Origin of the sequence: Gordonia rhizosphera NBRC 16068, from assembly GCF_000298195.1 — a bacterium.
Classification (GTDB): domain Bacteria; phylum Actinomycetota; class Actinomycetes; order Mycobacteriales; family Mycobacteriaceae; genus Gordonia; species Gordonia rhizosphera.
In genome coordinates this window covers 1-22,855 of the sequence record NZ_BAHC01000001.1, presented here as the reverse complement: position 1 = coordinate 22,855, position 22,855 = coordinate 1, and the positions used below count along the sequence as shown (strand labels likewise).

The following is a 22,855-nucleotide window of genomic DNA, read 5'->3' as shown; positions in this document are numbered from 1 at the left end:
GGGCGAGGTGCGGCACCACGAGACCGAGGAAGGTGATCGGTCCGCAGGCCGCGGTGGCCGCCCCGATGAGGAGGGTGATGGCGCCGATCCCGACAGCGCGGATCACCATCACCCGCGACCCGAGGCTCTTGGTCATGTCATCGCCGAGGCCGAGCACGTTGAGGAAGAACCCGCTACCCAGCGCCAACAGCAGGCCGACGGCGATGAAGGGCAGCCCGGCCCAGAACACGTCCATCCCGCGGCCGGCCGTCGAACCGACATTCCAGAATCGCCACGCGTCGAGCGTGACGCTGTCCGACAGCACGATCCCCGAGGTGATCGCCAGCAGCAGGGCCGACAGGCCGGTCCCGGCGAGGATCAGGGTGAGCGGACCGGCCCCCGAGAGGGAGGCGAGCCCGAACACCGCGGCCGAGGCGATCAGGGCCCCGATCAACCCGCACAGCATGAACGCGACCGGGCCCTGGATGCCGAGGACGTAGACGCCGATGACCACTGCGCATGCGGCCCCGGCGTTGACGCCGAGCATGCCCGGGTCGGCCAGTGGATTGCGGGTGTGGCCCTGGGCGAGGGCGCCGGCGGCGCCGATGGCCAGGCCGACGATGAGCCCGAGCGCCGTGCGCGGGATGCGCAGTTCGCGGACGATCCCGACCGCGTCGGCGGACATCGACGCCGGGTCTCGATACGGCAACAGTGCGTCGACCACCTCGGCGAGCGGCAAGTACCGTGTCCCAATAGCCACAGACGCCATCACCGACACCACGAGCACCGCGATGAGCAGCAGAAATCCGGTCCAGCGGCGCATGAAGGGTTACCTTACCTTACTTGCGATTCGGCTCTGTTGGATGTCGTCACGGGGAGATCGCGGCCATGAAGTTTGCATAACGAAAGACGCGGCCCGCTGTGAATCGACTGTGTCATCGGTAACGATGCGCACGTCGATGGTCGATAAACCGACCAGTAAGTTCGCGCGACAACGGAGGAGAATTCGATGAAGAAGTCGCTGAAGCGTGCAGGCGTGGCGATGCTGGCAACCGTCGGGATCGCTGCCGGCACCCTCGCCGGAACGGCGCCTGCGAGCGCGGCGTCGCCCGGTGATCTTCAGATCCTCGGGGGGATCGAGTGTCACTTCGGGCAGTGGGGTCAGCCCTGGAATCAGGCCTGGTACATGTATCGCTGGATGACGGTGCGCAACATCGGTGGATCGACGATGCACAACGTGATCCTCAACGAGATCAATGGTGCGTCGGTCCGGGTGAAGGAGCTGAAGCCGGGAGAGTCGATGTCCAAGTGGGACAACAAGGCCAAGCGCTGGGTGCGCCCGATCGAGACGCGCTGGTTCGGCTGCGTCCCGGCGACGATCTCGGGCTTCACCTTCGGGGACGAGGCCGAGAATCTGCTGAACAACTTCGGCTACTGGCAGAACTGGCGCAACCAGCAGAACCCGGGCACGCCCTAACGCCGAGCTCGCCCCACGAACCGGACGGAACTCCCGCCGCTCCGCGAGCGTCGAGCGTGCGCGCGGTTGATGTCTGGGTGCGCACGGTGGACGTCGGCGTGCGCACGGTCGACGGGGGAGGACGGCCGGGGGCAATCCCCGGGGACGGGAACGGCCCGACGGCGTGAGCCGTCGGGCCGTGTGGACTTCCCCGGGTCGGGGGAGCGCGACTACACCGAGGGGCGCGACACCTTGTCAGGCTCGGACGCGGCGAGCATGTCCTCGCGCTCGACGACCTTGATGCGCTCGCGGCCCTCGGCGGCGCCCAGAGCGCGCTCGTGCTCGTCGAGGCGGTACCAGCCGTCCCACGTGGTAAACGGGATGCCCTTGGATTCCAGCAGTTCGATGATCGCGCCCTCGGCCGGGCTGGCCGGGGACAGCAGAGCCTCGTTGGTCATGTCCTCGATGATGCAGTCGACGGTCTCGTTGGCGTCACCCTTGGTGTGGCCGATGAGGCCGACGGGACCGCGCTTGACCCAGCCGGTGGTGTAGAGCCCGGTCACGTGACGCCCCTCGTCGAACACACGTCCGGCCTCGTTGGGGATCACACCGGCCTGCTGGTCGAACGGGATCTGCGGGAGGTTGTCGGACAGGTATCCGACGGCGCGGTAGACCGCGGCGACGTCCCAATCGGTGGTCCTGCCGGTCGGCTTCACATTGCCCGTGCCGTCGAGTTCGGTGCGCTCGGTGCGCAGCCCGACGACCCTGCCGTCGGCGCCGAGGATCTCGGTCGGGTTCTCGAAGAAGTGCAGAAACAGCTTGTGGATCGCGCCCTGCTTGGGTTCGCGGATCGCGTAGTTCTCGATGATCGTCGCGACCTGGTCGGTGATCTTGGAGCTGCGACGTGCCACGGCCGAACCCTCGTCGTACTCGATGTCCTCGGGGTTGACGACGACCTCGATGTTCGGCGAGTGGTCGAGCTCCTTGAGTTCGAGCGGGGTGAACTTGGCCTGCGCCGGTCCGCGCCGGCCGAACACGTGCACCTCGATGGCCTTGTTGGCCTTGAGCCCCTCGTAGACGTTGGCCGGGATCTCGGTCGGCAGCAGCTCGTCGCCGGTCTTGGCGAGCACCCGCGCGACGTCGAGCGCCACGTTGCCGACGCCGATCACCGCGACCTTCTCGGCCTCCAGCGGCCAGGTGCGCGGGAAGTCAGGGTGACCGTCGTACCACGCCACGAACTGCGCGGCGCCGTAGCTGCCGTCGAGGTCGATACCGGGAATGCCCAGTGCGCGGTCATCGGTGGCGCCGGTGGAGAAGATCACCGCGTCGTAGTGGTCGCGCAGTTCGGCCAACGTGATGTCGGTGCCGTAGTCGACGTTGCCCAGCAGCCGCACCTCCGGCTTGTCGAGCACCTTGTGCAGGGCGGTGATGATGCCCTTGATCCGGGGGTGATCGGGGGCGACCCCGTAGCGGATCAGGCCGAACGGGGCGGGCATGCGCTCGTACAGATCGATGCTGACGCCGCGGTCCTTGGCGGTGTCGGACTTCATCAACGCGTCGGCGGCGTAGATTCCCGCGGGACCCGCGCCGATGATGGCAACCCGCAACGGGCGGCTGATGTCACTCATGGAGGATGCTTTCCGTGCCTGTAGTCGTTGACTCGTGCGAGTCGAGGGTGGTGGCCGCATCCGCGGCCCCTATTCCTTCTACGGTAGGCGTTCGGCGCTGTCGGCCAAAATCTCAGAATCACGGTGAAGAAAACCCCGGTGAGGTGAATCTCACCCGGGCGTGACGCTCCCGATCGGGCCGGGTCCGACGCGGCCGGGTCATCGCCTGCCGATAGACTCCGGCGCATGGCGAAGGGCCCACGTGATCAGGATTCGTCGCGGCCGGCCGGTCCCTCGGACGCCGAACCGCGTTCGTGGAAGGACGCCTGGCCGTTCCTCGTGGCGTTGGCCGTGGTGCTGGTCGGGGTGATCTGGATCGCGACCTCCTACCTGATGCGACCGGCCGACGATCGGATGAGTGACGGGGCGCGCGTCCAGCACGCCATCGACGATCTCTATACCGCGCGCGGCCAGCTCGACTATGCGAGTTTCCGCGCCGCGACCTGCGCGGCGGACCTCGCATCGGACTCGTTCCCGAGCGAGACCGCATTCCTCGAACAGAACCGGGCGTCGCTCGAGGAGAACGGGCCGATCGTCATCCCGGAGATCTCCGACATCACCGTGTCGGGGGACCGCGCGACGGCGCAGGTACATTGGCATTTCGACGACAAGCCCGACCAAGAGCAGACGACTGATGTGGTCGTGGTGCGCGAGGACGGGGACTGGAAGGTGTGTACGTCGTGAACTACGCGGGAGACCTCACGCCGCAGCAGGCGTGGGAAAAGTTGGAGAACGATCCGAAGGCGATCCTGGTGGACTGCCGGACGCGGGCCGAGTGGTCCTTCGTCGGTGTCCCGGATCTCGAGGTGATCGGCAAGAAGACCGTCTTCATCGAGTGGGCCATGTTCCCCGACGGTGCGCCGAACATGCTGTTCGTCGAACAGATGCGCGACGCCGGGATCGCCGACGACGATGAGGTGATCTTCCTCTGCCGGTCCGGTCACCGGTCGATCGGCGCCGCCGAGGCGGCCACCGCCGACGGGGTCGCGAAGGCCTACAACGTCCTCGACGGATTCGAAGGCCCCCTCGACGAGAACGACCACCGCGGTGCCGCGGGTTGGCGCGCTCTCAACCTGCCGTGGCGGCAGTCGTGAGTGGACAACTGCCCGAAGGGGTTTCGCCCGACACCCTGGCGGTGCGCGCGGGCCTGGACCGGTCCGGTTTCTTCGAGACCTCCGAGGCGCTCTACCTGACGAGCGGCTACGTCTACGACTCCGCCGAGGCCGCCGAGCGTGCCTTCACCGGTGAGGACGAACGCTTCGTCTACTCGCGCTACGGAAACCCGACCGTCGCGGTGTTCCAGGAGCGGCTGCGTCAACTCGAGGGTGCCGAGGCGTGTTTCGCCACCGCCAGCGGTATGGCCGCGGTGTTCGTCGCGCTGGGCGCACTGCTGAAGGCCGGTGACCGGCTGGTCGCCGCCCGCAGCCTGTTCGGTTCGTGCTTTGTGGTGTGCAACGAGATCCTGCCCCGCTGGGGGGTCGAGACCGTGTTCGTCGATGGTGAGGACCTCGACCAGTGGCAGGCCGCGCTGTCCGAGCCGACCGCCGCGGTCTTCTTCGAGACCCCGTCCAACCCGATGCAGACCCTCGTCGACGTCGCCGCCGTCTGCGAACTCGCGCATGCGGCGGGCGCGCAGGTGGTGCTCGACAACGTCTTCGCCACCCCGTTGCTGCAATCCGGTCTGGACATGGGCGCCGACGTCATCGTCTATTCCGGCACGAAACACATCGACGGTCAGGGCCGGGTGATGGGCGGCGCGGTCCTGGGCTCCAAGGAGTACATCGACGGTCCGGTGCAGACGCTGATGCGCCACACCGGTCCGGCGCTGAGCCCCTTCAACGCCTGGACGATGCTCAAGGGTCTGGAGACGATGCGGCTGCGGGTCGACGCCTCGGTGTCGTCGGCGCTGCGGATCGCGGAGTTCCTCGAGGCCGACCCGCGCGTGCGGTGGGTCAAGTACCCGTTCCTGAAGTCCCATCCGCAGTACGAGCTGGCGCGCAAGCAGATGTCCGCCGGCGGTACGGTCGTCACCTTCGAGATCGGTGACCGCGACGGCGTCGAGGGCAAGAAGCGAGCATTCGAGGTGCTCAACGCGCTGCGCATCGTGGACATCTCGAACAACCTCGGGGACTCCAAGTCGCTGATCACGCATCCGGCGACGACGACGCACCGGGCCATGGGGCCGGAGGGTCGCGCGGCGATCGGCGTGACCGATTCCGTGGTGCGCCTGTCCGTCGGACTCGAGGGCACCGACGACCTGCTCGCCGATCTCGACCAGGCGCTCGGCTAGAACAATCTGGGTGGTCTACCGCGCGGGGTCGTTGCGGTGTTCCCAGGCCTCGCGAACCCGGGCCGGGATACGGCCCTTCGCCAGCACGTCGAGCCCATTCGTCATCGCCCACGCCCGGATCTCGGCGGGCGTGGCGGCCGGCCCGGCCAGCGGTTCGAGGACATCCTCGGTGCCCTTGGCCAGCACCCACTCGTGGCGGGCCGCGCCCAGCCACCGGTAGGTCCACTCCTCGGCCAGACCGCGGGTGTCGCAGAAGACGATCGGCACTGCCGGGAAGCGAACCTGGGCCTCGGCCACCTGCTCGGCGAGCGAGGCACCCGAGACGTACTCGTTCTTGAACAGCTTGCTGTAGGAGGACTCTACGACCACGGCGCCGCGATGCAGAGCAGCCAGATCGGCGAGTTGATAGGTGAGCTTCCCGGACAGCAGACCCGACGACAGGTCGGCGATGCTCTTGCGTTCGACGCTGGCGATCAGCTCGTCACCGTCGAAGATGGCGTAGTCGCCGGCGGGGAGACGGCGGCGTGAGGTCGTGGCCTGCTGGTGACGGAACCCGAACGCGTACTTCTCGCCCGTGTCCACGACGATGTCGACGACGTGGCCGTGTGCCCGGGCAATGGGCAGGGTGACGTTCGGGCGGGCCTGCTTCGCGGTGCGACGCGACTGCCAGAAGATCATCTCGCGACCACGCGCCCGGGTCATCACGAACTGGGAGCGGTTCTCCCGGGCACGTTCGAGGACCAGGTCGATGGCCGCGCCGCGCCGGCTCACCGACCGGACGGGCTGGCGTTCCACGATCTCGGGGCCGGCCGGCCACTCCTTGGCGCGGTGGCAGTAGACCTTGGTGGTGCGCGGCCAGGTGTCGCGGACCTTGAGGATGATGCCGTTGGGGCCGAGCGGGATTCGCACGAGGTAGGGCAGCGAGGAGTCGGCGTCCGGGTTGCGGGCGATGACCAGGTCGTCAGGCACGCTCGATCCCCAGCGCGTTGAGCACGGTGCGCAGCTTGGCGGTGGTCTCGTCGAGTTCGGCCTGCGGATCGGACTCCGCGACGATTCCGCCGCCCGCCCAGGTGCGCAGCGTGTGGTGATCCGCGGACAACTCGAGGCACCGGATGGTGACCAACCATTCGCCGTCGCCGCGCGCATCGCACCATCCGAGCGCCCCGGCGTACAGGCCGCGCGGACCCTCGATCTTCCGGATGAGTCGTGCGGCCGCCTCGCTCGGGGTGCCGCACACCGCCGGTGTCGGGCTCAGCAGCAGCGCGAGGTCGAATGCGGTCACGGAGTCGTCGCGCAGCGTCCCCGCGATCGGCGTCGCCAGATGCCAGATCTCGCCGGTCGAGCGGACCTCGGGCGCCGACGGTACGTCGAGTTCGTCGCACAGCGGGGCCAGACGGTCGCGCAGATAGTCGACGACGAAGGCGTGTTCGCGGCGGTCCTTCGCCGACGACGCCAGCGCCGCCGCGGCCGCGCGATCGGTCTCCGGGTCGGCGGAGCGGGGCGCCGACCCCGCGTACGGGCGGCAGGTCACCCGACGACCTTCCTTGCGCAACAACAGCTCCGGGCTCGCTCCCAGCAGCCAGGTGTCCCTGCCGCCGGCCGCACCGACGTCGACGGCGAACGCGTTGTGCTCGGCGTTGCCGTGAGCAAACGCGCCGAGGAGTTCGGTGACATCGACGGCGGGCTCGACCGTCAGATCCATCGACCGGGCCAGCACCACCTTGTCCACGTCGCCGTCGACGATGTGTTTGACGGCGCGAGTGACACGCTCACGATGCTCGGAGGCGGCGGGATGATCGGCGACCGCGGTGATTCGCCGGCTCGTCGGGGGCGCGCCGTCGAGCGGTGACGGCGAGTGCTCGAGTGAGCGTGGGACCAGCAACGCGGCCGGATCGACCGGATCGAACGGGATCGCCCCGACCACCGCGTGCACCGAAGCGGTGCGCAGCGCCTCGGCGGCCGCGGCGGTATCGGTGAACGACCCGATACAGCCGCGTCCGCGCACGGTGCCGTGCGGCCGGGACAGCACGAAGACATCGCGGTCCGGAGGCGTCACGGCATCGGCGGTGGGCACCACTACACGCTACCGGCGCGAGGCTCCCGGAATGCACCCACAGCGGGTGCACCGTCGAGGATGACATCAACCAAGGGCGCCTCTGCGGGGCGCATGTCGGCGCGGGTCAGGCCTCGCCGCGTTCCCACTGTTCGATGAGTTCGCTCTCGGAGTCCTCGGTGAGCGTGCCGTAGAGCTTGAACCGGGCCATGCCGCCGTCGGGATAGATGTCCATCCGGGCCTCGGTCATCGGACGATCCAGGTCGAGCACGAACCGATGTCGGGTGTCGGGCTGCAGGTCGGTACGCGGCAGCACCTCGAACCATTCACCGTCCTCGCCGTCGCGGCCGCGGACCATCGCCGCACCAGGGGAGTTGCCCAGGAAGTAGCTGGTGTCGAGTTCGACGAGGTTGACCCGGCCACGACCGGCCAGTCGCACCTGCACCCAGTCGTTTCCGCTGTCGCGGCGACGTGACGTCTCCCAGCCCTCACCCATGTGGCGTGCCCGGCCGGGCATCAGCAGATTGTTGGGCGAGCTGTAGAACATGTTCGAGCAGGCCGTGATCAAGCCGCCGTTCTCCAGCGCGGCCAGGTCGAAGTGGCCGTACCGGAAGAAGTGCGGGTTCGGCACGCCGCGGCCGTGCACGCGGAACCGGGCCACACCACCGTCGGGGTACATCGACAGCCGGACGTGGGTGAAGCGGTTCTTGGCGTCGACCTTGAACGGGTTGCGGGTGTCGCCGTCGACGGCGCTGCGCTCGACGATGGGTACCCACTGGGTGTCATCGAGGAGTTGGGCCACCGTCGGCACCCCTTCGACGGCGGCCGCCTCGACCGAGATGAACGGCGGATAGTTGCCCTTGAACCACGACGTGTCGACGACGACGCCATAGACCACACCGGGCGCGCCGAGGCGCACGATCGCCTGATCGACACCGGACTGCCGGCGACGTCGCGTTTCCCAGCCGTCGTAGACCTGTCCCTTGTGGCCGAAGGTGGCCGGCTGGTACTCCGCGGGTGGCGTCTTGATCAGGTTCTGCGCCTCGGCGAACAGATCGTCGTTCGACCAGATGACCGCGCCGCCGAGATCGCGCAGTGCCAGGTCCGGCATGGACGTGAAGTGCGGGCGGTTGCCGGTGGGATTCGGAGGCTGCGGGGTCACGACTTCCGATCGTAGTGGTGGTTTGCCAGACGGCGAACCCCGGCGCATACTTGCCAATGGCAACTGATTGCGATCTGCAAGTAGTTGCGATGTGAAAGGACATTCCGCGGAGGTACACATGCTCGACCAGAGTGCGATCGACGAGTTGTTCGATGTGCTCGCCCGGTACGTACGCATTCGCGACCGGGCCGTGCACACCACGTTCAAGACCCCCGACGGCGAGGTCGAGACCGCGGCGTTCAAAGGCCTGTTCCACCTCTACAAACAGCCCATGCGGTCGAGGGAACTGGCCGAGAGCCTCAACGCCGACCCGTCGACGGTGAGCCGCCACGTCGCCCAGCTCGTCGACATGGGCCTCGTGCGCAGGGAGGCCGACCCCGACGACGGTCGCGCCATCCTGCTCGTCATCACCGATGCCGGCCGGGCCCGCGTCGAGGCGATGCGTCAAGTGCGCCGGACCGCGATGGACCGCGCGATGTCGGACTGGACCGACGACGAGCTGTGGACCCTTGTGGGCCTGCTCGGTCGGTTCGTCGACGCGGCCGAAACCGTCCTCGCGCCGCCCTGTGGGAAGACCGGGCTGGTCGACGGTGAAGCGCTTGTGAAAGGACAGAAATGACAGAATCCTCGGCTGCGGCGGCCGCGGTCCACGACGACGTCGCCGGCGCGGGGCTGACACATCGTCAGATCATGACCGTGCTCGCCGGCCTGATGAGCGCGATGTTCCTGGCCGCTCTGGATCAGACCATCGTTTCCACGTCGATCCGTACGATCGCCGACGACCTCAACGGCTACGACATGCAGGCGTGGGCCACCACCGCCTACCTGGTGACCGCGACGATCGTCACCCCGCTCTACGGCAAGCTCTCCGACATGTATGGCCGCAAGCCGTTCTTCATGGTGGCGATCTCGATTTTCGTGGCCGGGTCGCTGCTCTGCAGCCTCGCGACATCGATGTACGAACTGGCCGCATTCCGGGCTTTCCAGGGACTCGGCGCGGGTGGTCTGATGACCTTGGCGCTGACCACCATCGGTGACATCGTGCCGCCGCGGGAACGTGCCAAGTACCAGGGCTACTTCCTCGCGGTCTTCGGCACGTCGAGCGTTCTCGGACCGGTGCTCGGCGGTCTGCTCGCCGGGCAGGACACGATCCTGTGGATCAGCGGCTGGCGGTGGGTGTTCCTGGTCAACGTGCCCATCGGACTGCTCTCGCTGCTGCTGATCTACAAGGTCCTGAACTACGACCAGCAGAAGGGTGAAGGCGGCCGCACCGACTACTGGGGCGCAACGGCACTGGCCGTCGCAGTGGCGCCGCTGCTCATCGTCGCCGAGCAGGGCCGTGAGTGGGGATGGACGTCCGGCCTGTCGCTGCTGTGCTACGCGATCGGCGCGATCGGTGTGGCGGTCTTCGTCTGGATCGAGCACAAGATGGGCGACGAGGCGCTGATCCCGCTGCGCGTGTTCAAGAACCCGATCTTCTCGCAGGGCATCGTGATCTCGGTCATCGTCGGTGCGGCGATGTTCGGTGGCATCTCGATGCTGCCGCAGTACTACCAGGTGTTGCGCGGATCGAGTCCGATGGTCGCCGGTCTGCAGATGGTGCCGATGGTGTTGGGGCTGATGGCCGGGTCGATCATCTCGGGACAGCTGATCGCCAAGACCGGTCACTACAAGATCTTTCCGATCATCGGGTCGGTGCTCGTCACCATCGGGGCGTACCTCATGCATCTGGTCGGGGTGGACACGCCGATCTACCTGGTGATGCTGATCGCCGCCCTGATCGGTTTCGGACTCGGCAACCTCATGCAGCCGATCATGCTGGCGATGCAGAACATCTTGCCGCCCAGGGACATGGGACTGTCCACGGGCACGTCGACCTTCTTCCGCCAGATCGGCGGGACCATGGGTGTGGCCGTCTTCTTCTCGTTGCTGTTCTCCCTGATGGGACCGAACATCTCCGACGAGATGACGACCGCCGCCCAGCAACCCGAGTACCGGAACGCGGTCGTGCAGGCATCGCAGAGCGACAACGCGCAGGTTCGTCAGTTCGCCGAGGGACTCATGGCGGCTGCCGAGCATCCGGGACAGGGGTCGGCATCGTCGAGCGTCATGTCGGACACATCGGTCATCCAGCAGTTGCCGACGGAACTCGCCCGACCCATCAAGGTCGGATTCGCCAACTCTATGGACACGGTGTTCCTGGCGGTGTCGATCATGTCGCTGATCGCCATCATCGGGACGGTGACCTGGAAGGAGTTGCCGCTGCGGACGGGTAGGCCGATCGGCGATCCGGAGTCCGCGGTGAGCACCTGACTCTTGCGGGCCGGGTCGCTACCGCGTCGTCCGCGATACCACCGGATGGCGCAGATTCCAGCGTGGCAGCGCTGTGGTGACCGACCGCTCGCCGGTGACGCGGATGCGGCCGCTGCGCAACGCCTGCGACCAGCCGAGTCGCCCCCGGTGCCAGTCGATGAAGGCGGCCGACTCGGCGGTGACCTCGGCGGCCGGCTCACCGCCCGGATCGGTGTAGCAGACCTCCGCGGTGCCGTCCTCGACGAGCAGCCAGAAGGTGCGGTTGCCCACTGGCTGGTCGGGGAAGCGGAAGGCGACCACGGTGCGGTCCTCGGGCAGCTGCGTCGGGTCGAGCTGCACGATGCACCACGCCCACAGGGCGAAGCCCGGATCGGTCATCTCGGGTCCCACCTCGACCCAGCGCTCACCCCACGCGGCGAGCTCGTCGAGGACCCCGGCGAGGTCGCGGCCGGCCTCGGTCAGCGTGTACTCCGAACCGCGTCCCGCGGTCTTGGGAGTGCGGGCCACCACGCCGGCCCGTTCGAGCTGTGCCAGCCGGGTGGCCAGCATCGAGCGTGACATCAGCGGCACCCCGTGCGCGATATCGGTGAAGGTGACCGCGCCGAACATCAGGTTGCGGATGACGAGCGGTGTCCACCGCTCGGCGAGGATCTCCGAGGCTCGCGCGATCGGGCAGTACTGGCCGTAGCTGCGCACACCTCCATGGTTGCGAGCCGACCACGCCGGGGCAAGGTCGAAGTTCGATTTCAGGACTTGAATCGAGGTGACGGCGGAGCACGCTGAAACCATGAGCAATGCCACCACCGGACAGGTCAGCGCCACCGCCGCCGAGGTCTACGAGAGTTTCTTCGTCCCGGCGCTCTTCGACCAATGGCCGCAACGTCTCTTGGACCTGACCGGGGTCCGGCCGGGTGATCGGGTCCTCGACGTCGGTTGCGGTACCGGCGTGCTGACCCGCGCCGCGCTGGAGCGGGTCGGACCCCAGGGGGTCGTCGCCGGCGTCGACCCCAACGACGGGATGCTGGCCGTGGCGGCGCGCACCAGCCCGGGCGCAGAGATCCACGCCGGCGCCGCCGAGAATCTGCCCTACCCCGACGATGCGTTCGACCGGGTCCTGAGCCAGTTCGCGCTGATGTTCTTCCAGGACCGTCGCGCCGGGGTTCGGCAGATGGCCCGGGTGGTGCGCCCCGGCGGCACGCTCGGGGTGCTCACCTGGGCCGAGGTCGACACCAGCCCGGGCTACGCGGCGATGGTGGACCTGCTGCGCCGGCTGTTCGGCGACGGGCCGGCCGATGCGCTGCTGGCTCCGTTCTGCATCGGAACCCCGGAGTTGCTGCGCACCGAACTCGCCGATGTCTCCGGAGATGTCGAGATCCGTCGGCTCGACGGCGAGGCCCGGTTCCCGTCGGTGCGGGACTGGGTCCACACCGACATCAAGGGCTGGACGTTGCGCGACCTGATCGACGACGAGCAGTACGCGGCGCTACAGGCGGCGGCCGCCCGCGAACTCGAACGCTTCACCGAGCCGGACGGAACCGTTCGCTTCGCCGCGCCCGCCCTCGCCGCCATCGCCCGCGAGTAGGGGTGGGGGCTAGTGCTCCTTCAAGCGCTCGACGGCGGCCTGCGCGACCTTCTCGGCCTCGGCCTTACCTACCCAGCCGCCGGGAGTGACCTCCTTGCCGGGTTCGAGGTCCTTGTAGTGCTCGAAGAAGTGCGAGATCGGGCCGAGCTCGTACTCGCTGACGTCGGTGATGTCCTGGATGTGATCCCACCGCACGTCGCCGGCCGGGACGCACAGCAGCTTGTCGTCGCCGCCGGCCTCGTCGGTCATCGTGTACATGCCGACGACGCGTGCCTTGATGATGACGCCGGGGAACACCGACTCGGGCAGCAGCACGAGCGCGTCGAGCGGATCGCCGTCCTCACCGAGGGTGCCGTCGATGTAGCCGTAGTCGGCCGGATAGCCGAACGAGGTGTACAGGTACCGGTCGAGGTAGACCTTGCCGGTCTCGTGATCGACCTCGTACTTGTTGCGGCTACCCTTGGGGATCTCGATGGTCACATCGAATTCCACTGTTCCTCCTGGCACGTGTTGTCGCGGTGGTGACCGCAGCCGACGCGGGAGTCGGCTGCGTAGATCGCCTCAACGATACTGTTAGGCCAAGACGTCGTGGGGCCAGACCCCGTTGGCACCTATCCGGAGGTTTCGTGGCCGCACTGCGCAGATCGTCTCGACGCATGCTGTTGTGGACGAGCATCTCGGTGGTCGTCCTCGCCCTGATCGCGGTGGGTGCGGTCGTCGTCGCCCTGCGCATCGACGCCGCCGACGAACTCCCGCCCGGATTTCCCCCGCAGCCGGCGGCGATCACGGTGGACCCGCAGATCCGGCCGGTCAGCGCCGCCGCGCCCGAACCCACCCCCGCCGGAATCGCGGCCGCCATCGCGCAGGAGGTGCGGGCCCCCGAACTCGGCGAGTTCACCGGTCAGATCAGCGACGTGCTCACCGGCGACGTCCTGTGGTCCGACGACCCGACGATCCCGCGGACCCCGGCGTCGAACACCAAGATCCTGACCGCGTCGGCCGCACTACTGGATCTCCCACACGACAAACGGCTGACCACCACGGTCGTCGCCGGCCCGAACGGTCAGATCATCCTGACCGGTTCCGGTGACCCGACGCTGTCCGCACAGCCGACCGGCGCGCAGACCTTCTACACCGACGCGCCCCGGATCGCCGACCTCGCCGAGCAGATCGCGAAATCCGGGGTCGCGGTCACGTCGGTCGCCGTCGACACCGGCGCCTTCACCGGGCCGTCGTTCGACTCGACCTGGGATCGTCTGGACATCGCGGGCGGAGACATCACGCCGATCGAGGCGCTGATGACCGACGGTGGACGGATCGATCCACTCGACGAGTTCTCGCCCCGCCAGGCCGAACCCGCGCTCGCGGCCGGGCAGGCGCTGGCCGAGGCCCTCGGCGTCGACGCGACGGTGACCGCGGTGACCGCACCGGCGGGCGCGGCGGTGATCGCATCGGTGCAGTCCGCGCCGCTGGAGACACGGGTCGCGGACATGATGCGACACAGCGACAACGTGCTCGCGGAGACGTTGGGCATCGAGTTGTCCGTCGCGCGCGGCGGGCCGGCCACCCTGGCCGGGGGCGTGGCCGCCGTCGAGTCGGTCCTGCGCGAGCACGGGTTCGATCTCACCGGCGTCACGCTCGCGGACACGTCGGGACTGTCGGCGGCCAATCGCATCCCGGCCACCCTGCTGGACCGGTTGATGACCGCCGCGAGTGGTCCCTCGCAGCCGCTGATGCGGCCCATGCTCGACGGGCTGCCCGTCGCGGGCGGTACCGGTACGTTGGCCGATCGCTTCGATCCGACGGTCAATCCTGGCGCCGGCTGGGTGCGGGCGAAGACGGGAACCCTCACCGGGGTGAGTTCGTTGACCGGGATAGTCCAGACCATCGACGGCCGTGTGTTGTCCTTCGCGCTGATGTCGGGCGGAACGTCGCCCGCCGACGCGCGACCCGCGCTCGACGACGTCGCCGGCGAGCTGAGGAAATGTGGATGCCGATGAGCAGTGAGCTACAGCAAAGCGCAGCGACCGACGACGACGCGGGCACCGGGCAGAACGAGTCGGTCGGCGCCCGGATCGACTGGGCCCTGGCCGCAGCGACGGGCCGGCGGCTGTCGCGACCGGGGCCGAAGACCACCGGCTACACGCTCGACGCCGCACACGCCGAACTCGCCGACGCGGCGACCCGGGCCGAGGGACCGGTACGTGAGATCACCGGACTCGCCGACGGACTGCGGGTGCCTACCACCCGGATTCTCGACCGCAGGCAATGGGTCGACGCGGCCGCGCTGTCGATGCGATCGATGCTCGGCGTCGAGGACGCGGCCGGCGACACGGCGCCGTCCGGGTTCGCGGCGCTGACCGCGAAAGTCGGTGGGGTGCAGGCCGGGGGTCTGCTCGCGTTTCTGTCGGGAGCCATCCTCGGTCAGTACGACCCGTTCACGCCCGACCCCGACACCGGCGAGCCGGGCGTGCTGATGGTCGTCGCACCCAACATCATCGCGGTGGAACGCGCGCTGCGCGTCGTCCCCAGCGACTTCCGCCTCTGGGTCTGCCTGCACGAGGTCACCCACCGCGTGCAGTTCTCGGCCAATCCGTGGCTGCGGCAGTACATGATCGACAACCTCGAGATCCTGACGTCGGAATCCCAGGAGTCGATCGGCGAGATAACCGCCCGGATCACCTCGACGCTGCGCGGCGACTCCGATCAGCCCCGCGAGAAGGGGGTGCTCGGTGCGATGCAGCTGATGCAGACACCCGAGCAGTACGAGGCGTTCAACCGCATGATGATGCTCGGCACCCTGCTCGAGGGACACGCCGACCACGTGATGGACGCCGTCGGGCCCACACATGTGCCCACCGTCGCATCGATCCGACAGGCCTTCGACAAGCGGCGGACCAGTCCGCGCAACCCTGTCCAGCGCATCATCCGCGCCCTCATCGGGATGGATGCCAAGCTCGCCCAGTACATCCGCGGCAAGGCCTTCGTCGACGAGGTCGTCGACGCGGCCGGTATGACGGCATTCAACACCATCTGGACCTCTCCGGAGACGATGCCGCGGCCCAGCGAGATCGACGAGCCGCGCGCGTGGATGCAACGGGTGCTCTGACCCGAGCGGTCGCCGAGTTCGTCGCCGCCCATCCGACCGTCGGCACCGACGTGTGCGTCGGCCTGTCCGGCGGGCCGGACTCGCTGGCGCTGGTCGCCTGTGCGCTCCGCGCCGGGTTGTCGGTGCGGGCGCTGATCGTCGACCACCGGCTGCAGGTCGGGTCGGGTGGAGTCGCCGCGGCGGCCGCCGAGGCCGCCCGCGCCCTGGGCGCCGACGCCCGGGTGCTCGACGTCGAGGTCGGCACCGAGGGAGGTCTGGAGGCGGCGGCCCGGACGGCGCGCTACGCCGCGCTCGATGAGGCCCGCGCCGGACACGCGGTGCTGCTCGCGCACACCGCCGACGACCAGGCCGAGACCGTGCTGCTCGGCCTGGCCCGCGGTTCGGGTGCGCGCTCGATCGCCGGTATGCGGTCGTGGAGTCCACCGTGGGGGCGGCCCCTGTTGGGGGTTCGGCGATCGCGGACGCTCGCGGCGTGCGCCGAACTCGGTCTGCGGCCCCACCACGACCCGCACAACCGCGATCCGCGGTTCACCCGGGTGCGACTGCGCGCCGAGGTGCTGCCACTGCTCGACGACGTGCTGCACGGCGGTGTGGTGGAGGCGCTCGGCCGCACGGCCTCGGCGCTGCAGGCCGACAACGACGCCCTCGACGCGATCGCCGACGATCTCGCGGCCCTGGCGATCATCGACGACGGGCCCGGCACGGTGGCGCTCGACACGACGGTGCTGAGCGAGGAACCCGCGGCCATGCGGACCCGGGTCGTGCGCCGATGGCTGATCGCCGTCGGCGCGACCGAGCCTACGCATCGGGTCATCTCCGCGGTCGACGCGCAGGTCCTCGATACGACCTCGCGCGCCCACGTCGCGATCGGTGGCGATCCGAGAGCACGCCGGGTCGTCGTACGGTCCGCAAACAGATTGACGGTCCGCCTCGTCGAACGCTGAGGCGGACCGTCGGGGTGAAACGTTCGGTGGCGGGCTAGCCCCTCGGTGGCACGAAGGGCGAGTTGATGGTGTTGAAGTACGTGATCGCGCTGAAGATCAGCGATCCACCGCCGCCCAGCACCAGACCCAAGACCGAGCCGAGCGACGCGCCGAGCAGGAATCCGGGAATGCAGCCGACCACAGCCAGTGCCAAACCGGGCACACATCCAAGAACTCCGCCGATGAGAGCGCCGATCGCGACTCCGACAATCGACGAGATCGACATTCCGGCGCCGAGTTCCTGATTGAACCGCGCCAGTGCCTGGTCGTCCCGTTCCTGCTTCGTTCGGGGCGAATCGACCTGCTGCGCCGCAGCCACTCGCAGCGCTTCGATCTCGACAGGATTCACCGCCGTCGACCTGGCGACATCCTTGGACGGGATCAGCGTCGCGGTGTTGCCAACCGTGCGTGCGTCGATCGGGAACTGCTGGTATTCCTTGCGGTAGAAAAGCGGCATCTGGAATTTCGTCGCGCCGGCGGCGTTGCGGATCAACAATGTGCCGTTGGTCGTGCTGATCGAGCCGTTGTGCACGGTGATCTTGAACGAAGACCCCATCAGCGCGATGTCGTAGGTCGTCGGTGCGGGGCCGGCGGGGGCGGCCTGTGCGACGCCGGCGAATGCGGTGATCGCCGCTGTGGCAAGGGAAATGGCGGTCAGGAGAAAGAGTCGGCGACGCGACTTCGGTCGTATGGCGGCGACGTGTTCATGGTTCATAGGGGAGTCTTTCGGGTTGTCGGCTCGATTGCGGTGAGCCTTGGCGTGCAGGGACTGAACTTGCTGCGTGCAGCCGGGACGAAAAATCGGATTCCCCTCTAACCGATGGTGTCCACGGTCGATGTCACTGTCACAAATTCGCGGTCCAAACTGGCGGGAAATTGTGTCGGATGTGACTGGTGGTAGCAGTCGTGACCCGAGTGTGATGGCGGACCGACCGGTCTCAGATCTGATGTCGTACGAACGATGTACATGCACCGTCACACGACGACGGCCCGTCTCCGAGGTATCTCGGAGACGGGCCGTCCGTTCGGTCCCGTTCGTCGTAATCACCCTTGGGCGGCAGACGCATTCGCGGGTGGCACGAACGGTGCATTGATCGTGTTGAAGTACTGGACGGCGGCGTAGATGAGCGTTCCGCCACCGCCGAGGACCAGGCCTATGATCCCGCCGAGGCCGGCGCCCGCGACCACACCGGTGCAGGCCGCGAAGATCGTGATGATGCAGCCGATGAGCCCGCCCGCGATCGCGCCGATGATCATGCCCACCAACTGAGAGATCGTCATCCCCATCGCGAGCGTGGTGTTGAACTCGGAACGGGCCCGATCGTCACGCTGTTTGCGGGTTTTCGGCGCGTCGGGGTCGACCTTGGGAGTGGCCTTCGGCGTCGACTTGGAGTTGTTCTGCTGTTTGGCCGCCACGGTGCGCAGGGCGTTCACCCCGGCGATGTCGATGACGGGTGTGGACCGCGCCGGGTTCTTCGACGGGGTCAGGATCGCGGTGGTGCCGACCGTTCGCGCATCGATGGGGAATTGCAGGTATTCCATGCGGTAGGCCAACGGCATTCGGAATTTCGTGATGCCCGCGGAATCGCGAATCTCGAGCGCGCCGTTGTTCGTGCTGATCGTGCCGTTGTGCACGGTGATGCGTAACGACGCTGCCGTCGCGTGAAGGTCATAGGTGGTCGGCGTAGGTGTGGTGGGTGCCGCCTGGGCGGCACCTGCGAAAGCCGTGATCGCTACTGTGACGAGGGAAATCGTGGTGAGAATCCGAAGTCGGAGACGGGCGGTCGGCGTGGTGTCGGCCGGGCGGTCAGGGATCATAGGGGAGTCTTTCGGTTGTCGGCTCTGACCAGAGCCGTCACGTATGGGATTTATGGCGATTCGAACGCAGATCGGGCGATCGGATTCCCCCCGGAGCCGATAGGGTCTGCGGCCAGCTTTACTGTCACAAATTCATCTCCGGCGCTGGGCGGAAATGTGCCGGGTGTGACTGGTGGTGCCACTCGTGATCCGAGCGTGATGCTCAACACGCGGTTTGCCTTCTCAAAGTAGTACGAACGACCTACTGGCCTGCGCGGCGGTCCCTCGGAGACCCGAGATCGACGGGCCGTCAGGCGAGTTCACTCTTGACGGGGCTGTCGTAAAGTCGACGGCCCGCCACCACGTGGATTGTGGTGGCGGGCCGTCTTCGCCCTCGGTTGGCCGGGTCAGCCGTGCGGCGTCACCCCTGCGGAGTGGACGCGGTCTTGGGCGGAACGAAGGGGGAGTTGACCGTGTTGAAGTACTGGACGGCGGCGTAGATGAGGGTTCCGCCGCCACCGAGGATGAGGCCGACGATGCTGCCGAGCGTCGCGCCCGCGACGACCCCGGCGCACGCGGCGAACAACGTGACGACGCAGCCGATGAATCCACCGACGATCGCGCCGACGATGAGCCCCACCAGGTTGGAGATCGTCATCCCGGTGGCGAGGGTCGAGTTGAACTCGGCAAGTGCGCGATCGTCGCGCTCCTTCTTGGTTTTGGGTGCATTGGGATCGGCCGCGGACTTGGCCTCCTGCTGCTTGGCGGCCTCGATGCGGAGTGCGTCCACCTCGGCCTTGGCGACCGGAGTCGAGCGCGCCGCGTCCTTCGACGGGATCAACGTCGCGGTCTTGCCGACCGTGTGTGCGTCGATGGGGAACTGCCGGTACTCCATCCGATATGCCAGCGGCATACGGAAGACCTCGGCGCCCGCGTTGTTGCGAATCGAGAGCTTTCCGTCGGCGGTGGCGATCGTGCCGTTGTCCACCGTGATCGTCATCGACGTCGGCGTCGACGAGACGGTGTACTTCACCGGCGCGGCGGTCGTGGGCGAGGCCTGCGCGGTGCCGGCGAGCGCCGTGATCGCGACGGTCACGAAGGACAGGACAGACAGGAAGCGCACGGTCAACTGCGCCGTCCGTCGTGTCTGCGTGCTCGAAGGGGCTCCGTGCTCGGGGGAGGGGAGCGTGGGGGAGGGCTGGAGCATCAGGGGAGGGTCTTTCGATCGACGACTCTGCAGTTCGAGCCGTGGGCTACCGGAGTGGGTGCAAATAAAGAAAAGGCAACATTTGCAATCCCATTGTTATGTTACTGCACGTCAGTATCTAGTCGTACAAACGACCCAATGTCGGCCCGCCCTCGAAGCGGTGGTAACTCCCTCCCACGCGGTGCGGCATGGCAGGGGTGCGGCATGACAAGCTAGACGCGTGCAGCCCGCAGGCCGGTACGGCGATGACATCGAAGAGATCCTGATCACCGAGGATCAGATCAAGAAGCGCACCCAGGAGTTGGCCGACTCGGTGGCCGCCCGCTACGCCGATATCGACGAGGACCTGATGCTGATCGGGGTACTCAAGGGTGCGGTCATGTTCATGACCGACTTCGCTCGTGCGCTCAGTATCCCCTCGCAGATGGAGTTCATGGCGGTGTCGAGCTACGGGTCGTCGACGTCCTCGTCGGGAGTGGTGCGCATCCTCAAGGACCTCGATCGCGACATTGCCGACCGCGACGTGCTCATCGTCGAGGACATCATCGACTCCGGTCTGACCCTGTCGTGGCTGATGAAGAATCTGGCGACCCGGTCGCCGCGATCGCTTCAGGTGTGCACGCTGCTGCGCAAGCCAGAGGCGGTGCGTTCTCCGGTGAACGTCGCCGACGTCGGGTTCGACATCCCCAACGAGTTCGTCGTCGGTTACGGCCTCGACTATGCCGAGCGGTACCGCGACCTTCCGTTCATCGGGCGGCTGCGTCCGTCGGTCTACCAGAACTGACGTCTACCAGCACCAGCGCGCGATCCGGGCGCATCCGGAACGGTTTTCCCTGGAAGTTCGTTGACCGGTAGCCTCAAGAAATACGGACACGTCGACCGGGAAGGACAGTGGGAACGGCGCGGGCACGTCATGTCAGACGAACCCGACCACCACCAACAGGCATGAACCGAAAGTCAGTCTTCCGCAACCTCGCCATCGTGGCACTCATCGTGCTCGCCCTGTGGGGTTGGAGCGTGATGCGCGACTCCGGCCGCGAGTACCGGGCTGTGGACACGTCGGTTGCGTTGACGCAGCTCAACGTGAAGAACACCGCGCGTATCGACATCGATGACCGCGAGCAGCAGCTGCGCATCGAGCTCAAGAACCCGATCAGCGTCGACGGCCAGGACACCACCAAGATCACCGCCAAATATCCTGCGGCGGCCGGTGAACAGGTCTTCCAGTCGGTCACCGAGACCGGGGCTCCCTATCAGACCAATGTCAGCCAGCAGTCGGTGCTCTGGCAGATCCTCATCTTCATCCTCCCGATGCTGCTGCTGTTCGGCCTGTTCTTCTTCGTGATGAACCGGATGCAGGGCGGCGGTCGCGGCGGTGTGATGGGCTTCGGCAAATCCAAGGCCAAGCAGCTCACCAAGGACATGCCCAAGACAACCTTCGCCGACGTCGCTGGTGCCGACGAGGCGGTCGAGGAGCTCTACGAGATCAAGGACTTCCTGCAGAACCCGGCGCGCTATCAGGCGGTCGGCGCGAAGATCCCCAAGGGCGTGCTGCTGTTCGGTCCGCCCGGCACCGGTAAGACGTTGCTCGCCCGTGCCGTCGCGGGTGAGGCCGGTGTGCCGTTCTTCACCATCTCCGGCTCGGACTTCGTGGAGATGTTCGTCGGTGTCGGTGCCTCACGCGTGCGTGACCTGTTCGAGCAGGCCAAGAACAACAGCCCCTGCATCATCTTCGTCGACGAGATCGACGCCGTCGGCCGCCAGCGTGGCGCCGGACTCGGCGGCGGCCACGACGAGCGGGAGCAGACACTCAACCAGCTGCTCGTCGAGATGGACGGCTTCGGCGACCGCTCCGGGATCATCCTGATCGCGGCCACCAACCGTCCCGACATCCTCGATCCGGCGCTGCTGCGTCCGGGCCGTTTCGACCGGCAGATCCCCGTCGGCAACCCCGACATGGCCGGCCGGCGCGCCATCCTGAAGGTGCACGCCGAGGGCAAGCCGATCGACGCGGACGCCGATCTCGACGGCCTCGCCAAGCGCACCCCGGGTATGTCGGGTGCCGACCTGGCCAACGTCGTCAACGAGGCGGCGCTACTCGCGGCCCGTGAGAACAAGACCACCATCACCGCCGAGATGCTGGAGGAGGCGGTCGACCGCGTCATCGGCGGACCGCGTCGCAAGAGCCACGTCATCAGCGAACACGAGAAGAAGGTCGTCGCCTACCACGAGGGCGGCCACACCCTGGCCGCCTGGGCGATGCCCGACCTCGACCCGATCTACAAGGTCACGATCCTGGCCCGCGGCCGCACCGGCGGACACGCTCTCGCCGTGCCCGAGCAGGACAAGGACCTGATGACCCGCTCGGAGATGATCGCGCGCCTGGTCATGGCGATGGGCGGCCGGGCCGCGGAGGAGCTCGTCTTCCACGAGCCGACCACCGGTGCGTCGAGCGATATCGATCAGGCGACCAAGATCGCCCGCGCGATGGTCACCGAATACGGCATGAGCGCGAAGCTGGGCGCGGTGCGCTACGGACAGGACCACGGTGACCCGTTCCTGGGCCGGACCATGGGTACCCACAGCGATTACTCCGCCGAGATCGCCGGCGAGATCGACGACGAGGTGCGCCGACTCATCGAGGCGGCCCACACCGAGGCCTGGTCGATCCTGTCGGAATACCGCGACACCCTCGATGTGCTGGCATCGGAACTGCTCGAGAAGGAGACGCTGACCCGCAAGGATCTCGAGATGATCTTCTCCCAGGTGGAGAAGCGGCCGCGGATCACCGCCTTCAACGAGTTCGGCGAACGCACCCCGAGTGACAAGCCGCCGGTCAAGACGCCCGGTGAGATGGCGATCGAACGTGGTGAGCCGTGGCCGCCGCCGGAACCCGTCAAGCCGGAACCGGTCCCGGTTCCGCAGTCGGTGGGTGCCGGTCCGCAAGTGGGACCGGGTTACCCCAACCCGACGCAACCGCAGCCGTATCCGCCGGTCTATCCGCCGCAGTCGGCTCCCGGTCACCAGCCCTACGGCGGCTACCCGGGTCAGCCGACCCACGGCACCCGTCCCGACTACGGTGCACCGCGCGACTGGTCGGCTCCGGGCTGGCCTCCGCAGGACGCGTCCCCCGCCGGTGGTGGCGCCAACGGGTCCGATCCGAACGGCACCAATGGTGGCCGCGGTGTCGGAGGGTACGGTGCCTCCGACAACGGCGAGAACGGATCGGGACAACGATGACGATCAGCGAGCACCGC

The 22,855-nt window shown here is 67.6% G+C and carries 22 protein-coding genes; 12 read left to right on the top strand and 10 right to left on the bottom strand.

Annotated features, from left to right (window positions below; genetic code table 11):
- A partial coding sequence (locus tag GORHZ_RS00110; protein ID WP_006329084.1) for a FecCD family ABC transporter permease occupies positions 1-802 on the bottom strand: 802 nt, incomplete at its 3' end.
- A gap of 186 nt (positions 803-988) precedes the next feature.
- Between GORHZ_RS00110 and GORHZ_RS00105 the strand changes: the two genes are divergently transcribed.
- Positions 989-1,456: a hypothetical protein gene (locus GORHZ_RS00105; RefSeq protein ID WP_006329083.1), complete on the top strand. Its 468-nt coding sequence runs from the start codon at positions 989-991 to the stop codon at positions 1,454-1,456.
- A 209-nt stretch (positions 1,457-1,665) separates the two neighbouring features.
- Here the strand turns inward: GORHZ_RS00105 and GORHZ_RS00100 are convergent, their stop codons facing one another.
- Positions 1,666-3,063 (bottom strand): FAD-dependent oxidoreductase, encoded by a 1,398-nt coding sequence (locus GORHZ_RS00100; protein ID WP_006329081.1) that lies wholly within the window; start codon positions 3,061-3,063, stop codon positions 1,666-1,668.
- A gap of 225 nt (positions 3,064-3,288) precedes the next feature.
- Between GORHZ_RS00100 and GORHZ_RS00095 the strand changes: the two genes are divergently transcribed.
- From GORHZ_RS00095 to GORHZ_RS00085, 3 genes are read left to right on the top strand one after another with little or no spacing between them, the layout of a single operon-like run.
- Positions 3,289-3,786: an Rv0361 family membrane protein gene (locus tag GORHZ_RS00095; RefSeq protein ID WP_006329079.1), complete on the top strand. Its 498-nt coding sequence runs from the start codon at positions 3,289-3,291 to the stop codon at positions 3,784-3,786.
- Positions 3,783-4,196, top strand: coding sequence for a rhodanese-like domain-containing protein (locus GORHZ_RS00090; RefSeq protein ID WP_040529469.1), 414 nt, complete (start codon positions 3,783-3,785; stop codon positions 4,194-4,196). Before GORHZ_RS00095 ends, GORHZ_RS00090 begins: the two co-directional genes overlap by 4 nt.
- Complete coding sequence (locus GORHZ_RS00085) at positions 4,193-5,392, top strand: O-succinylhomoserine sulfhydrylase (protein ID WP_006329075.1); 1,200 nt, start codon at positions 4,193-4,195, stop codon at positions 5,390-5,392. The genes GORHZ_RS00090 and GORHZ_RS00085 overlap by 4 nt, the downstream gene beginning before the upstream one ends.
- Before the next feature lie 15 nt (positions 5,393-5,407).
- On the opposite strand, the gene GORHZ_RS00080 is transcribed toward GORHZ_RS00085, so the two are convergent.
- The 3 genes from GORHZ_RS00080 to alc all read right to left on the bottom strand — a co-directional run bounded on the left by GORHZ_RS00080 (position 5,408) and on the right by alc (position 8,556).
- Positions 5,408-6,361, bottom strand: coding sequence for an ERCC4 domain-containing protein (locus GORHZ_RS00080; RefSeq protein ID WP_006329073.1), 954 nt, complete (start codon positions 6,359-6,361; stop codon positions 5,408-5,410).
- On the bottom strand, positions 6,354-7,469 hold the full coding sequence (locus GORHZ_RS00075; protein ID WP_006329071.1) for an isochorismate synthase: 1,116 nt from the start codon (positions 7,467-7,469) through the stop codon (positions 6,354-6,356). The genes GORHZ_RS00080 and GORHZ_RS00075 overlap by 8 nt, the downstream gene beginning before the upstream one ends.
- A gap of 103 nt (positions 7,470-7,572) precedes the next feature.
- Positions 7,573-8,556: an allantoicase gene (gene alc, locus GORHZ_RS00070; RefSeq protein ID WP_217998294.1), complete on the bottom strand. Its 984-nt coding sequence runs from the start codon at positions 8,554-8,556 to the stop codon at positions 7,573-7,575.
- A 169-nt stretch (positions 8,557-8,725) separates the two neighbouring features.
- Between alc and GORHZ_RS00065 the strand changes: the two genes are divergently transcribed.
- Positions 8,726-9,226: a MarR family winged helix-turn-helix transcriptional regulator gene (locus GORHZ_RS00065; RefSeq protein WP_006329066.1), complete on the top strand. Its 501-nt coding sequence runs from the start codon at positions 8,726-8,728 to the stop codon at positions 9,224-9,226.
- Entirely contained in the window at positions 9,223-10,920 is a 1,698-nt protein-coding gene (locus tag GORHZ_RS00060) for an MDR family MFS transporter (RefSeq protein WP_006329059.1), read from the top strand. The genes GORHZ_RS00065 and GORHZ_RS00060 overlap by 4 nt, the downstream gene beginning before the upstream one ends.
- A gap of 18 nt (positions 10,921-10,938) precedes the next feature.
- Here the strand turns inward: GORHZ_RS00060 and GORHZ_RS00055 are convergent, their stop codons facing one another.
- Positions 10,939-11,616 (bottom strand): winged helix-turn-helix transcriptional regulator, encoded by a 678-nt coding sequence (locus tag GORHZ_RS00055; RefSeq protein ID WP_006329058.1) that lies wholly within the window; start codon positions 11,614-11,616, stop codon positions 10,939-10,941.
- Between the two features lie 91 nt (positions 11,617-11,707).
- On the opposite strand from GORHZ_RS00055, the gene GORHZ_RS00050 reads away from it, so the two are divergent.
- A complete protein-coding gene (locus GORHZ_RS00050) occupies positions 11,708-12,502 on the top strand; it encodes a class I SAM-dependent methyltransferase (protein WP_040529464.1) in 795 nt (264 codons plus the stop codon).
- Between the two features lie 9 nt (positions 12,503-12,511).
- Here GORHZ_RS00050 and GORHZ_RS00045 read toward each other — a convergent pair whose 3' ends face one another.
- Entirely contained in the window at positions 12,512-12,994 is a 483-nt protein-coding gene (locus GORHZ_RS00045; RefSeq protein WP_006329056.1) for an inorganic diphosphatase, read from the bottom strand.
- Between the two features lie 164 nt (positions 12,995-13,158).
- On the opposite strand from GORHZ_RS00045, the gene dacB reads away from it, so the two are divergent.
- The 3 genes from dacB to tilS are packed head-to-tail and all read left to right on the top strand — an operon-like array spanning position 13,159 to position 16,555.
- On the top strand, positions 13,159-14,502 hold the full coding sequence (gene dacB / locus GORHZ_RS00040) for a D-alanyl-D-alanine carboxypeptidase/D-alanyl-D-alanine endopeptidase (RefSeq protein ID WP_040529462.1): 1,344 nt from the start codon (positions 13,159-13,161) through the stop codon (positions 14,500-14,502).
- The gene (locus GORHZ_RS00035; protein WP_006329054.1) at positions 14,493-15,611 is read left to right on the top strand and encodes an Rv3626c family coenzyme F420 biosynthesis-associated protein; all 1,119 of its coding nucleotides are present in this window, start codon (positions 14,493-14,495) and stop codon (positions 15,609-15,611) included. The genes dacB and GORHZ_RS00035 overlap by 10 nt, the downstream gene beginning before the upstream one ends.
- The gene (tilS, locus tag GORHZ_RS00030) at positions 15,590-16,555 is read left to right on the top strand and encodes a tRNA lysidine(34) synthetase TilS (RefSeq protein ID WP_006329053.1); all 966 of its coding nucleotides are present in this window, start codon (positions 15,590-15,592) and stop codon (positions 16,553-16,555) included. Before GORHZ_RS00035 ends, tilS begins: the two co-directional genes overlap by 22 nt.
- Positions 16,556-16,589: 34 nt before the next feature.
- Here the strand turns inward: tilS and GORHZ_RS00025 are convergent, their stop codons facing one another.
- The 3 genes from GORHZ_RS00025 to GORHZ_RS00015 form a co-directional block, all read right to left on the bottom strand.
- Positions 16,590-17,573 carry a DUF8020 domain-containing protein gene (locus GORHZ_RS00025; RefSeq protein WP_245551312.1) on the bottom strand — a complete coding sequence of 328 codons (984 nt, stop codon included), beginning with the start codon at positions 17,571-17,573 and terminating at the stop codon, positions 16,590-16,592.
- Positions 17,574-17,638: 65 nt separating this feature from the next.
- Positions 17,639-18,412 (bottom strand): DUF8020 domain-containing protein, encoded by a 774-nt coding sequence (locus GORHZ_RS00020; protein ID WP_006329043.1) that lies wholly within the window; start codon positions 18,410-18,412, stop codon positions 17,639-17,641.
- Positions 18,413-18,812: 400 nt separating this feature from the next.
- The gene (locus GORHZ_RS00015) at positions 18,813-19,598 is read right to left on the bottom strand and encodes a DUF8020 domain-containing protein (RefSeq protein ID WP_006329042.1); all 786 of its coding nucleotides are present in this window, start codon (positions 19,596-19,598) and stop codon (positions 18,813-18,815) included.
- A gap of 220 nt (positions 19,599-19,818) precedes the next feature.
- Between GORHZ_RS00015 and hpt the strand changes: the two genes are divergently transcribed.
- Both hpt and ftsH read left to right on the top strand, forming a co-directional pair.
- The gene (gene hpt / locus GORHZ_RS00010) at positions 19,819-20,382 is read left to right on the top strand and encodes a hypoxanthine phosphoribosyltransferase (protein WP_006329036.1); all 564 of its coding nucleotides are present in this window, start codon (positions 19,819-19,821) and stop codon (positions 20,380-20,382) included.
- 161 nt (positions 20,383-20,543) lie between these two features.
- The gene (gene ftsH, locus GORHZ_RS00005; protein WP_006329032.1) at positions 20,544-22,838 is read left to right on the top strand and encodes an ATP-dependent zinc metalloprotease FtsH; all 2,295 of its coding nucleotides are present in this window, start codon (positions 20,544-20,546) and stop codon (positions 22,836-22,838) included.
- Positions 22,839-22,855 lie beyond the last annotated feature (17 nt).

Bases quoted from the DNA above. Each gene is read 5' to 3' on its own strand.
- GORHZ_RS00105 (WP_006329083.1), top strand. From the start codon at position 989: ATGAAGAAGTCGCTGAAGCGTGCAGGCGTGGCGATGCTGGCAACCGTC.
- GORHZ_RS00100 (WP_006329081.1), bottom strand. From the start codon at position 3,063: ATGAGTGACATCAGCCGCCCGTTGCGGGTTGCCATCATCGGCGCGGGT.
- GORHZ_RS00095 (WP_006329079.1), top strand. From the start codon at position 3,289: ATGGCGAAGGGCCCACGTGATCAGGATTCGTCGCGGCCGGCCGGTCCC.
- alc (WP_217998294.1), bottom strand. From the start codon at position 8,556: ATGCCGGACCTGGCACTGCGCGATCTCGGCGGCGCGGTCATCTGGTCG.
- GORHZ_RS00065 (WP_006329066.1), top strand. From the start codon at position 8,726: ATGCTCGACCAGAGTGCGATCGACGAGTTGTTCGATGTGCTCGCCCGG.
- GORHZ_RS00060 (WP_006329059.1), top strand. From the start codon at position 9,223: ATGACAGAATCCTCGGCTGCGGCGGCCGCGGTCCACGACGACGTCGCC.
- GORHZ_RS00050 (WP_040529464.1), top strand. From the start codon at position 11,708: ATGAGCAATGCCACCACCGGACAGGTCAGCGCCACCGCCGCCGAGGTC.
- dacB (WP_040529462.1), top strand. From the start codon at position 13,159: ATGCTGTTGTGGACGAGCATCTCGGTGGTCGTCCTCGCCCTGATCGCG.
- GORHZ_RS00035 (WP_006329054.1), top strand. From the start codon at position 14,493: ATGCCGATGAGCAGTGAGCTACAGCAAAGCGCAGCGACCGACGACGAC.
- GORHZ_RS00020 (WP_006329043.1), bottom strand. From the start codon at position 18,412: ATGATCCCTGACCGCCCGGCCGACACCACGCCGACCGCCCGTCTCCGA.
- GORHZ_RS00015 (WP_006329042.1), bottom strand. From the start codon at position 19,598: ATGCTCCAGCCCTCCCCCACGCTCCCCTCCCCCGAGCACGGAGCCCCT.
- ftsH (WP_006329032.1), top strand. From the start codon at position 20,544: ATGAACCGAAAGTCAGTCTTCCGCAACCTCGCCATCGTGGCACTCATC.